At 37.7% G+C, this 12,162-nt stretch carries 13 protein-coding genes and 1 pseudogene; 2 read left to right on the top strand and 12 right to left on the bottom strand.

The annotated features are described in order from the left end of the window. The 10 genes and pseudogenes from BMY85_RS14950 to pdxR all read right to left on the bottom strand — a co-directional run. The coding region (locus tag BMY85_RS14950) for a pre-toxin TG domain-containing protein (protein WP_143066409.1) at nt 1-779 on the bottom strand (779 nt) is incomplete at its 3' end. Nucleotides 780-816: 37 nt separating this feature from the next. Next, entirely contained in the window at nt 817-2,040 is a 1,224-nt protein-coding gene (locus BMY85_RS14945) for an iron-containing alcohol dehydrogenase (RefSeq protein WP_092479169.1), read from the bottom strand. Nucleotides 2,041-2,094: 54 nt separating this feature from the next. Beyond that, on the bottom strand, nt 2,095-3,015 hold the full coding sequence (locus tag BMY85_RS14940) for an aldo/keto reductase (RefSeq protein ID WP_092479167.1): 921 nt from the start codon (nt 3,013-3,015) through the stop codon (nt 2,095-2,097). A gap of 249 nt (nt 3,016-3,264) precedes the next feature. Further along, nucleotides 3,265-3,675, bottom strand: a complete 411-nt coding sequence (locus BMY85_RS14935) for a pyridoxamine 5'-phosphate oxidase family protein (RefSeq protein WP_330387319.1) — start codon at nt 3,673-3,675, stop codon at nt 3,265-3,267. Between the two features lie 48 nt (nt 3,676-3,723). After that, nucleotides 3,724-4,359 (bottom strand): SGNH/GDSL hydrolase family protein, encoded by a 636-nt coding sequence (locus BMY85_RS14930; RefSeq protein ID WP_092479165.1) that lies wholly within the window; start codon nt 4,357-4,359, stop codon nt 3,724-3,726. Between the two features lie 151 nt (nt 4,360-4,510). Beyond that, nucleotides 4,511-4,711 (bottom strand): annotated as a pseudogene (locus BMY85_RS14925) (GNAT family N-acetyltransferase); the annotation flags it as partial. Between the two features lie 20 nt (nt 4,712-4,731). Further along, complete coding sequence (locus BMY85_RS14920) at nt 4,732-5,211, bottom strand: DUF1648 domain-containing protein (RefSeq protein ID WP_092479163.1); 480 nt, start codon at nt 5,209-5,211, stop codon at nt 4,732-4,734. A gap of 24 nt (nt 5,212-5,235) precedes the next feature. Next, the gene (locus BMY85_RS14915) at nt 5,236-5,433 is read right to left on the bottom strand and encodes a PTS ascorbate transporter subunit IIC (RefSeq protein ID WP_092479161.1); all 198 of its coding nucleotides are present in this window, start codon (nt 5,431-5,433) and stop codon (nt 5,236-5,238) included. Between the two features lie 2 nt (nt 5,434-5,435). Then, nucleotides 5,436-6,440, bottom strand: a complete 1,005-nt coding sequence (locus BMY85_RS14910) for an SPFH domain-containing protein (protein ID WP_092479159.1) — start codon at nt 6,438-6,440, stop codon at nt 5,436-5,438. Between the two features lie 180 nt (nt 6,441-6,620). Further along, nucleotides 6,621-8,021 (bottom strand): MocR-like pyridoxine biosynthesis transcription factor PdxR, encoded by a 1,401-nt coding sequence (gene pdxR / locus BMY85_RS14905; RefSeq protein ID WP_092479157.1) that lies wholly within the window; start codon nt 8,019-8,021, stop codon nt 6,621-6,623. A 109-nt stretch (nt 8,022-8,130) separates the two neighbouring features. Here pdxR and pdxS point away from each other — a divergent pair, with 109 nt between their 5' ends. Beyond that, nucleotides 8,131-9,006, top strand: coding sequence for a pyridoxal 5'-phosphate synthase lyase subunit PdxS (gene pdxS / locus BMY85_RS14900; protein ID WP_092479155.1), 876 nt, complete (start codon nt 8,131-8,133; stop codon nt 9,004-9,006). A 2-nt stretch (nt 9,007-9,008) separates the two neighbouring features. Then, the gene (pdxT, locus tag BMY85_RS14895; RefSeq protein WP_092479153.1) at nt 9,009-9,566 is read left to right on the top strand and encodes a pyridoxal 5'-phosphate synthase glutaminase subunit PdxT; all 558 of its coding nucleotides are present in this window, start codon (nt 9,009-9,011) and stop codon (nt 9,564-9,566) included. Nucleotides 9,567-9,832: 266 nt separating this feature from the next. Here the strand turns inward: pdxT and BMY85_RS14890 are convergent, their stop codons facing one another. Together BMY85_RS14890 and tnpA are read right to left on the bottom strand one after the other, a co-directional pair. After that, nucleotides 9,833-10,876 (bottom strand): hypothetical protein, encoded by a 1,044-nt coding sequence (locus tag BMY85_RS14890; protein ID WP_092479151.1) that lies wholly within the window; start codon nt 10,874-10,876, stop codon nt 9,833-9,835. Nucleotides 10,877-11,508: 632 nt separating this feature from the next. Beyond that, the gene (tnpA, locus tag BMY85_RS14885) at nt 11,509-11,979 is read right to left on the bottom strand and encodes an IS200/IS605 family transposase (protein ID WP_092479150.1); all 471 of its coding nucleotides are present in this window, start codon (nt 11,977-11,979) and stop codon (nt 11,509-11,511) included. Nucleotides 11,980-12,162: the final 183 nt, after the last annotated feature.

The raw sequence follows: 12,162 nt of genomic DNA, 5'->3' as shown, positions 1-12,162 counted from the left end.
GGGGCTTCCTTTGCTGCTATTTTAGCACCTTTTCCTGCGGTTCTCAACATTGGTCCGGAAACTGCTGGAAGGATGGCTGCGGCTCCTGTAACAATCCGTTCCCCCTTTGTTAGTTTTTTGCCTGCGATCAGATCTTTTCCTGTTATTACTTCCTGTGCATCTTTTACATCTCCTGCATAGGGAAGCATGCCTGCTACACCTGAAGCTACTCCTTTTACTCCTTTTGCCACTGTTCCTGAATGGTAAAAGGGTTTTCCGGCTCCTTCCCTGCTTGCTGTTGGGGTATAGTCTTTTACATGGGTATTGCTCTTGGCAGGACGATTGTTGGAAGTTGCTTTTTCGCTTGGATCTTTTTTCTTTTGGGTTATGGGAACTTGGATGGATACTGGTTTTAAAGCTGACTTATTTGTAGTTCCTGTTAAAACAGATTTTTTCCTAGTTGCTTCCAATGCTTTTTTCTGTACTTCGTAACTTTGTGCTGGCCTGTTCAGGGAGCCTGCACTGGTTCCGGCTGTTTTCTTTCCTGATGCATTGTATAAAGCAGGGGCATTGGTAACATATTTCGTATTTGCCTTATTACTTGCACTGGCCGGCTTATTGGAACCTGCTGATTTACTGCTTACTCCAGTCTGCTTCTTACTTGAGGTGTTCGATTTATTCGAACTGCTGGTTTTATTGCTGCTTCCGCTGCCTCCTGCTTTGCTTACTGTTTTGGCAACTGTCTGTGTTACAGATTTTATTGTGCTGGTCACACTATGTAAGGAAAGTTTCAAACCCATAACGTTCCTCCTTCATTCGTTTTTCTCTAACACTTTATTAAATATCAGAATATCTTCCTGACTCATTGATTTTCTCCTCCTGCTTGTTAGCCATCTCAAAAATTGCTAACATATCTTCTTCCTTCAGGACTTTAGCAGAACCAAATTGTCCTCCTACGCCAACTGCACATTTATGTGCCATTTGTTTCAATTCCTCCTCTGTTGGTTCTACTCCAAGTTCTGATAAATTGGTTGGCATATGGATTTCACGGTAAAAGGCTTCCATGGCTTCAATTCCTTTTATTGCAATTTCTTCGTCTGTTCCAGCTGGTTCTACATCCATTACACGAATTGCAAAGCGTTTAAAACGAGACAGGCAGTTCTTGTATACATAACGTGCCCAGCTTCCCCATATAGCAGCTAATCCAGCACCATGTGTCACATCATATAAACCACCAAGTTCATGCTCTAGCTTGTGGGACATCCAGTCTCCGCCACTGCTTCCACAGCCTGTTAATCCGTTATGTGCAAGACTGCCAGCCCACATCACTTCTGCACGGGCTTCGTAATTGTCTGGTTCTGCTATTAAAATTTTCGCATTCATCATAACAGTACGAAGTAAGCCTTCTGCAATCTGGTCGGTTAATTCCATGTTTCCACCGTTTGTAAAATAACGTTCCATTGTATGCATCATAATATCTGTACAGCCACTTGCCGTCTGATATTCAGGCAATGTCTTGGTATATTCTGGATCCATGACTGCAAACTTAGGACGGCCAAAGTCACTGCTGTATCCACGTTTTACTAAACCTTCTTCTTTGGTAATTACAGAAGAATCACTCATTTCACTTCCAGTTGCGGACAGTGTTAATACTACGCCTATTGGCAGACAGCCTTCTGCTTTTCTTTTATAGTCGTAAAAATCCCACACATCTCCTTCATTAGCCACACCGTATCCTATAGCCTTTGCTGAGTCGATAGCACTTCCCCCTCCTACTGCAAGAATAAAATCAATGTCTTCTTTTTTACATAACTCGATTCCTTCGTAAACAAGAGACAAACGTGGATTTGGAACAGCACCACCAAGCATTACATAAGAAATATCTGCTTTTTCAAGATTTGCTTTTACCCTGTCCATTAAACCAGAACGGATAACACTTCCTCCACCATAATGAATTAATACTTTCTTTCCACCAAATTCTTTTACCAGATCCCCAACACGGTTTACCGTATCCTTACCAAAAGCAACTTTCGTTGGTGTAAAATAATCAAAATTGAACATACCCAATCTCCTTCCTGATCCTATACCTATTTTTCTTTTTATCATTTTTATCCTTTATGGCAGCGTATTTCCTGCCGCCTTGTATATGCCAAACCATTCCGAACGGTCTAAATACAATTCAGAAGCTTTTACACAATCATTGAATCTGCTTGTATTCATAGTTCCTACAATTGGCTGCATATGTGCTGGGTGACGTAAAATCCAAGCCAGTGCTATGGTCGTACTGCTGACACCGTATTTTTCTGCAATTTTATCAATTGCAGCATTAAGTTCAGGAAATTTTTCATTTCCAAGGAATACACCATTAAAGAATCCGTGCTGGAATGGAGACCATGGCTGAATCGTCATATCATTTAAACGGCAAAAATCCAGTACACTGCCATCTCGATTCACTGCATCCTCATCTGACATATTTACATGTAATCCCTGTGAAATCATGTTAGCATTGGTTATACTAAACTGCAGCTGATTAATGTGTAATGGCTGTTTTACATATTTTTGTAGAAGCTGAATCTGCATAGGATTAAAGTTAGAAACACCGAAGTAACGTACTTTTCCACTGTTATGCAATATCTCAAATGCTTCTGCTACTTCCTCTGGCTCCATAAGAGGATCTGGCCTATGGATTAATAAAATATCCAGATAGTCTGTTTTCAATCTCTTTAAGCTATTGTCTACAGATGTAACAATATAATCCTTTGTAGAATTGTAATCAATCCCTGGACGAATGCCACATTTGGACTGAATAATTATTTTTTCACGCAGACTAGCGGTCATATGAATCGCATCTGCAAATCTTTCTTCACAGACACCTCCACCATAGATGTCTGCATGATCAAAAAAATTGGCTCCTCTGGCTAATGCATTTTCAAGGAAACGTTCTGCCAAAGCCTTCTCTATATCATGAATTCTCATACACCCTACGGCAATATTTGGTACCAATAATCCCGTTTTACCTAACGCAATCTTTTTCATATTCTACCTTCCCTTTCCTGCCAATATAATTGTCATTAGTAACCCAATTATAACACAGGATTTTAACATAGGAAAACCCTGCTTATTATAGCGTTCTCCCTTACAGAAAAGATTCTACACATCTTCTATCTAATTTTCTCGACTTTCCTTGTCTTATGAAACGATTCCTTATCTCTTGACAAATGCCGTTTTTCTAAATAAACAAAAAAACAGGAGCCCATAAGAGTTCCTGCTTTTTAGAAACATAAACTATATATCTAATACTTCTGGTTCCCCAGTAAAAGAATAGATTACCGCCTTAACATCTGATAGGTACAAAGCATGTGTATTTGCATCCCCTGCCTTGTACATTGCCTTTAAATTTGGATACGCCTCCAGCAAAGCTTCCTGTACTTCCACACGGTTATCTTCCACTAACACACCTGATACACGAACCCATCTTCCTGTCTTATCCATAGCTGCGATTTCAAATTTGGGATTTTCAGCTAACTGTTTTGATACAGCTTTCCCTTTTGCTGTTAGCATATAAATTTTATCCTCAAACAGCAATGCAGTTCCAAATGGTCTTACTCTTGGCTGATCTCCATCCATAGTAGCCAAAAAGTAGGCTCCTGCTTCACTTAAAAATTCCTGTAACTTTTTAATATCCTTTCCTGCCATAATCATCCTCCTTTTTCGGTTCTATTATATTACAAATCGTAATAAAAATCACGCAATTTCTTTCTCTAATTCTATTATCCTGTTATAGATTGCCTGTGCTAACAGACGATGTCCTTCTTCATTTAAATGTTCCTGATCCACATCACTTGGTTTCGCATATGAAGAGGCATCCAAAAATGCTATATTCTCTTTCTTGGCAATCCTTTTATATACTTCACCTAACTGTTTCGATACTTCTACGGAAGCTTTTGAAAACTCAGGATCAAATTCCTTTTTCCAAATCTGCTCTCCAAGGAATATTGGAGAAATCAGAAGTATTTTACTGTCTTTGGCATACTGTTGCGTTTTCTTTATCAATCTTTCTGCTCCCTTTCCAATCACCTCTGCCGATGCCCCATATACCGTCTTTAGGTCATTGGTTCCTAGCATGATTACTACGAAATCCGCTGGTCCACTAGTCTCTAGTACTGCTGGAAGCATTTTCAATCCATTTCTGCCATCACGTAATGGATCCTCAAAAATAGTGGTTCTGCCACATAACCCCTGTTCCAACACTCGATATTTCTCTAATCCTAACTTCTCATTTAATATACTGGTCCATCTTACTCCCCATGGATATCTAGTGCCTTCTTTTGGTATATAACCATATGTATTTGAATCCCCAAAACATACTATCTGCTTCATCCAATCACCTCTATTTCTTTTACAACTATATTCCTTTTATTCCTATGTGTTTAATATGATTATATTTTAAACCATAACTCCATTTCTGTCTAATAAAAAAAAGCTACTATTACTTATAATTTTTTCTTATAAGCAATAGTAGTGGCAATCTGTTATCTTTTTTCAGGCAAACAGCATAAGTCTCTGGTGCAGATAATACATTTTTAATGATTTCCCTGCTATTTTCTACGGAAGTATGCACAGGCCATCCTGCTATTGGACCGACTGCTGGATCTTTTGCATATTCATAACAGCTTTGTACGTCTGCTTCCTCCCAAGGACGAATGATTAATCGTTCCGTTTCAAATACCATATATTCAGTTCTCCTTAATTCTATTTTTTATTATCTCTTGCCGCTTTCACGATTGCACCAATAATACTTGCTATAACAGCAGCTAAAAATAGCATAGTTACAATCCTCATTGCATTATCACCATTTCGGAAATTGACCGTAAAGAATAACGTGAACACTCCAGACTCTAATTCAAGAAGCGCAAGCATATAACTGATACCCTGATATACTTTTAATTCCCTCGCAGGATTTACCCGAAAAGGCATATTCCACATGTCCTTTGGCAAAAAGTGCATACACACAGCCATAACGAAATTAGAAAAAAGCATTGTAATTGGCAAACCTAGCAATACAGCAGGCGAGCCGTATTTGTCTGCCTCGCCTGCTCCATTAAAATGAGTAGGAATTTTGCCATCAATTGTAACAATCAAATACACTACATAAATAATAGATGCTATGATACAGATATTCCCAAGTATTTCTGTTATAACATGTTTTCGTGTAATATACTCTTTGTTCATACCCTTTATTGTTACTCCTTCCCCTTAATAAATATCGAATTCTGGTGGCACATCAATTTCCTCACCCACGTACTTGCCATCCTTTTTACGCTGCTTTACACACTCTGTTAATAAATATTCAATCTGTCCATTTACAGATCTGAAATCATCTTCTGCCCAGGCGGCGATAGCGGCATACAATTTTTCAGAAAGTCTGAGTGGTACTTGTTTCTTCGCTCCCATAACTAATACAGGCTTCCTGAATTTACAACAGGCTGTGCATCGTGGTTGCCGCATAATACCACGAGCAGGTTAGAAACCATTGCTGCCTTACGTTCTTCATCCAAATCCACCAGCTGCTTTTCATTTAAACGATCTAATGCCATTTCTACCATTCCTACTGCCCCGTCTACAATCATCTTTCTAGCATCAATGATTGCAGCTGCTTGTTGACGCTGAAGCATAACGGATGCAATTTCTGGTGCATACGCAAGGTAAGTAATTCTTGCTTCTACAATTTCAAGACCGGCTTCCCAAACTTTACTTTGAATTTCTTCTTTAATTCGTTGTGCAACTATCTCGGATGACCCACGTAAACTTCCTTCATCTGCCTGACCATCTCCTGTTGTGTCAACATCGTTGGCTACATCATATGGATAGATTCTTACAATATTTCTAAGGGCTGAATCACACTGTAGAGAAAGATATTCTTTGTAATTGTCTACGTTAAAAACTGCTTTTGCTGTGTCGGTCACTTTCCAGATTACAGCAATTCCGATTTCTACTGGATTACCTAAACAGTCGTTAATTTTCTGTCTGCCATTGTTTAAAGTCATTGCTTTTAAGGAAATTTTCTTTCCTAGCACCTGATCGTGATTTAAAGTTTCGCTTCCTGTTTTCTGTGTGGTATCACCACTTTGAGCTAATCTAGTTCCTGCTGCTGGATTTAATGCGGTACAAAACGGATTCACAAAATAAAATCCAGGTTCTCGAATCGTTCCTTTGTATTCACCAAACAAAGTCAATACTAACGCCTCTTGTGGTTTGATTACTTTTAATCCGCAGAAAGGAATCCATCCAATAATAAGCCAGATTCCTCCCATAACAATAAGAGCGACTCCATATCCCGCACCAGACTCTTCTTCCACTGCTCCAAGAACTACTAGAGCAGCCGCTGCTAAAAGTAATAAAATAATAAGTAACATTGCAAGCATTCCATTTTTCTTGCTTTTATATATTTTTTCCTTCATAACCAATACCTCCTAAATTTATTTGATATCATTATAATATCACTTTCATTTCAAAAGTCAACCCGTTTTATAGAAATATTTTCTCTATCTCACAAAATAATCCATATCAGCACAATAAGAAGACCCAATAAATCAAACCTTATTTCCTGTTTGACTCATTGGGTCCTTTTCTAATCCTTTTTACAAACTCCTATAAAATGCTTCAAAGGCAGACGCCGCCTGTTCTGCCTGTATGTTGGAGTAATTAATTAGAAACAAATGAGACTGCTCCTCCTTCACTTCCTTGGTAAGAAAATAACTTGATAATGCTTTCACTCGAATTCCTTGTCTTTTTAACCGTTCCACAATCTCCCGATCTGGAATATCTGTTTTTAATCGAAGAAGAAAATGCAGCCCTGAATCATTTTCAAGGATACTTGCACATTCTTTTAACGGACTTCGTTCTATCAGTTCGATTAACTGCTTTCTCTTTCTGCTGTAATGGAGGCGCATACGATTAATGTGCTTTTCAAAATAACCTCGTTTGATAAACTCTGCTAAAGTATATTGTTCAAAATTGGACACCGTACAGGAATAGAAAGAAAGCTGTTCATAAAACTGGTTCACAAGATGTACGGGAAGTATCATATAGCTGATTCTTATAGTCGGCGTTAAGGACTTGGAAAAGGTATTCATATAAATTACTTTTTCGCATGCATCTATACTGAATAACGGTGCAATTGGTTTTCCATTAAGCCTGAATTCACTGTCATAATCGTCTTCAATAATATATCTTCCCTCTTTCTCATTCGCCCATGCTAATAATTCATATCGTCTGCTCACAGGCATCGTAATTCCTGTTGGAAAATGATGTGTCGGACTAATATGTGCGATATCAGCCCCCGATTTTCTAAGCCCTTCCATAGTAATCCCATTGTCGTCTACGTCAATATACTTACATAAAATCTTATGCTGCTTATAAATCTGCATAACTTTCTTATATCCTGGATTCTCTATACAATATATTTTGTCCTCGCCAATAAGCTGAATAAACAAACTATATAAATACTCTGTTCCCGCTCCTATCACTATCTGGTCTGGGTCTACTAGCATGCCACGAAAAGAACGCAGATGTTCTGCAATAGCGGATCTAAGTTCTAATATTCCACCTGTTGGTGAGATTTCCATCAATTCTTTGCTTCTGCTGGTGATAATCTCTCTACATAGTTTTGCCCAGACTGAAAATGGAAAATTATCCGGATTGGTACGATTACTAGAAAGATCAATGGCATAGGATTCTGGTTCTTTAGGCAGTTTTATCCTTAATGAAAAATTGGCAGTTTTTGGAATCTCTTTCATGCCGTCTATCTTTGCAACATAGTAACCCCTTTTAGGATAAGAATAAATATACCCTTCACTGATTAACTGGTCATATGCATTTTGAATCGTAATGGTACTAATCCCATTATTCTTTGCAAAGCTGCGTTTTGATGGCAGTTTTTCTCCTGGCTGTAGTCTTCCAGTAATTATGTCGCTTTTGATACATTTATAAATGTATTCATAAAGAGGTCCTTCTATCTGTTCAAAATTATATGTAAGCATTATGCTCCTCCCAATCTGGCATCTATTTTTTTTCCTTTTTGAGTATTTTCTTATTACCACTTCTACTATACTATTATTTCAAACAAAGTTCAAGGAGGACATATAGATTATGAACCAGACACAACAACAATTAAATAGAGGATTAGCTCAAATGTTAAAAGGTGGCGTTATCATGGATGTCACTACCCCAGAACAGGCAAAAATTGCACAAGAAGCGGGAGCATGTGCCGTCATGGCATTAGAACGAATCCCTGCTGATATCAGAGCAGCTGGAGGCGTTTCCAGAATGAGCGATCCCAAAATGATTAAAAGCATTCAGGAAGCAGTATCCATTCCCGTTATGGCAAAATGCCGCATTGGCCATTTTGTAGAAGCTCAGATATTACAAGCTATTGAAATCGATTATATTGACGAATCCGAAGTACTCTCTCCTGCTGATGATGTGTATCACATCGACAAAACCCAGTTTAAAGTTCCTTTTGTATGTGGTGCAAGGGATTTAGGAGAAGCACTTAGAAGAATTCAGGAAGGTGCCTCTATGATAAGAACCAAAGGAGAACCTGGCACTGGTGATGTTGTGCAGGCTGTGCGACATATGCGAAAGATGAATGCAGCGATACGCAAAGTAAAATCCATGCAAAGTGACGAACTTTTTGAAGAGGCAAAAAAACTTCAAGTTCCATATGAGCTGATACAATACATACACGAAAACGGTAAACTTCCAGTTGTGAATTTTGCTGCTGGTGGTGTTGCAACTCCTGCTGATGCTGCTCTTATGATGCAATTAGGTGCAGAAGGCGTATTTGTAGGTTCTGGCATTTTCAAATCAGGAAACCCAGCTAAACGTGCTTCTGCCATTGTACAGGCTGTTACTAATTTTACAGATTCCAGCTTAATTGCCAGATTATCCGAAGATTTAGGAGAAGCCATGGTCGGCATTAATCCTAGCGAAATTCAGCTTATCATGGAAGAACGAGGTAAATAGAAATGAAAATAGGTGTACTTGCAGTTCAAGGAGCTTTTATCGAACAGAAAGACATGATCCAGAAACTTGGCGTAGAATGCGTAGAACTCAGACAGAAATCAGATTTATCTGGAATTAGTGGAATTATTTTCCCCGGCGGAGAAAGCACTGTACAAGGCAGCCTGCTTCGGCAATTAGACATGTTAGAGCCTCTAAAAGAAATGATTTCAGATGGTCTTCCTACACTAGCTACTTGTGCTGGACTTATTCTTCTGGCCAAGAATATTGAACATGACCATACGGTTCACCTTGGAACCCTTCCCGTAACAGTCAAAAGAAATGCATACGGCAGACAGCTTTCCAGCTTTTGTACAGATTCTTCCATAAAAGGATTTTCAAACTTTCCAATGATATTTATTCGAGCACCTTATATTACAGATGTAGAAGATAACGTTGAAATTCTATCCAGAATTGACCAGCATATCGTTGCTGTTCAATATAAGAATCAAATCGCCTTATCCTTTCACCCTGAACTTAGCAAGGACACTCGAATTCACCAATCCTTCTTGCAAATGTGCTAGTCTTAAAATAATCTGTTCTGCTTTTGCAAGATCCATCAGTTCCTTCGCAGACTGTATTTTCTCTGGCGCAGAAACCTTTTTAGCAGTTTTTTCTAACCTGTACGAAATGCTTCTGCTAAACGATCATCCTTCTCTGCCAGAAAAACATACATAGACTGAGCGCGATGGACTGATGGAGGCTTTCTCATTTTTCATCATAAACTGTAAAAAATATTATTTATATTTCATTCATACAAACAAGTACGATTAACCAGTTCAGATTTTGGCTATTGTTCTTTGCAGTTCTTCTCCAGTTCCTCAATCAGTTCCAATAGCATTTTTTTCTCCTTCTGTGCAATATCCTCATATTCCTTAATCACTCCTGCCAGATTTCGCTGTTTATACGAAAAATCCCGTCGCATAACCTGGTATAAAATACTATAAAGACGTTCTGCAATCTGTCCCAAACGCTTCATTAAGGAGTCCGCCAGGCTTTCTTCCAGATACCCATTTTCCTTGCAGTACCGAATTGTATGAATCAGATGCACTTTGTGTTCATACATAACATGAAACATATCACCATCCAGACTCTCCCTTGTCTTCATGCAAAACTCCATTTTCTTAATCAGCATTTTATAAACATCCATGCCAAAGTAATACTTTGTTCCCTTCTGGAATCCAAAAACAGCATCACTATGGAACATATCTTTTTTCAGATACAAGTCTATCCTTTCCCTGCTGTCCCTTGAATAGACATAATCCTTTAACATCTCAATAAGCACTGGAAGCTGGAACTGATACGAAATACCATGATTTAATTTTATCCGGTATAAACAGTTGGCATCATGGCTTGTAAGAGCCTTCAGAAATGAAGCTTCATCTGCTTTATGATTGCTGTAAAAGCCATTATCAAACTGTACATATTCAAAATTTTCTCCATTATCTTTATGTAATAAAACATCCCGTATATAATGCCTGTTCTGATATGCTAATTCCTCCTTTGTATAGAACTGATCCAGAAACAGGTACCATACCATGTCTTCTTCTAAGTACTCACGAAGCAGGGACAGTACGTCTTCCTTTTTGGTTTCCACAAGCTGATCGGAAAAATTATCATAAGTAAGCAAAGGAATGTATCCAAAAATATTTCCTGCCAGATACGCTAAAATACAGTTGTCATGTTCATTCTTTTCTCCATCTAAAAACCATCCAAAAATCTGTATATAATTGTTATAATGCCATTCCTTATAGGATTTATGATTTGCAATGATACATTGTGCAAAAGCATTCAGTTGATAAACCTTAATATTCGGGTTTTTATTGATATTCATTTATTCAGCTCCTTATCTTCATTTTGTGGATTCTGATAAGATAAATATTAGAAATAGGATTTTATTATCGTTTTTGTAAATACATATATTATAACAAAACACACTAACAAATGCTATATGATATTCATTCTCGCAAATCCAATTTCATACAGAAAATAAAGACTTATCCAGAACTAAATCTACCATTTAACGGCAATTCCTGAATAAGCCTTTGAAAAAGCAAAAGATACTTATCTAAAAATTTTTTTATTCTTTATATTTTGAATTTTCTTAATACCAATATCCAAGAAATATGAAACAATAAAGCACATAACCAATCCCCAAATCGTTACTAATATTGGATTATACAGCTAATAAAGTACAGGTTGAAAGACATCTTTACAATTATCATAAAAAATGCAAGACAAAAACCACATTAGCATAGAATATTCTCCAATTTTAGATATAATCTCTTTTATTAACTTAATATCAGCAGCTTTACAAATAAAAACAATAGCATAAATCAAAACCACCGGCTTAACTGGTGGTTTGCTCACGCCCTATAAGGGCTCATTACCAGCGTTTGAGTCTAAAGACTCATCGAAGGTTCGCCAATTGCTAGACATTTCCCTACATAAGCCCCTGGGCTCATATTATTTGTTTGGTTTTACTAGCTCACCCGTGAACGGGTCTATATACTCTTTTAATGTCATTTGATCATATTCTAAATCCTCTCTTAATTGATTTTGAATATATTCTTGTATTTTCTTCGCATTTTTCCCCACTGTATCTACATAATATCCTCTGCACCAGAAATGTCTGTTTCCATATTTATATTTGAGGTTTGCATGCCTTTCAAATATCATTAGTGTACTTTTTCCTTTTAAATACCCTACAAACTGCGCAACACTCATGCTTGGTGGTATTTCCACTAACATATGTACATGGTCTGGACACATTTCTGCTTCAACAATTTTTACTCCTTTTCTCTTACATAGTGTACTCAATATACTTGCTATATCCCTATAAAGTTTTCCATATATTATCTTTCTGCGATATTTTGGTGCAAATACGATATGATACTTACAATTCCACTTTGTATGTGATAAACTATTAACATCCATATTGGATACCTCCTTTGATTAATGCGGTTGGCGAACCTGCATTTATTATATCATTGGAGGTTTTTTTCTGTAAGCTTAAGCAATTCCATCCACCCGCATAGCAGGTGGTTTATTCGTTTCTCAAAGTTCCATTTTTCCGTTGGGAAAAACTCCACAATGAGAAACAGGGCCATGCCCTAACAA

The sequence above is a fragment of the [Clostridium] polysaccharolyticum genome, from assembly GCF_900111595.1.
GTDB lineage: Bacteria > Bacillota > Clostridia > Lachnospirales > Lachnospiraceae > Clostridium_AI > Clostridium_AI polysaccharolyticum.
This window is presented reverse-complemented; position numbering and strand designations above follow the sequence as displayed.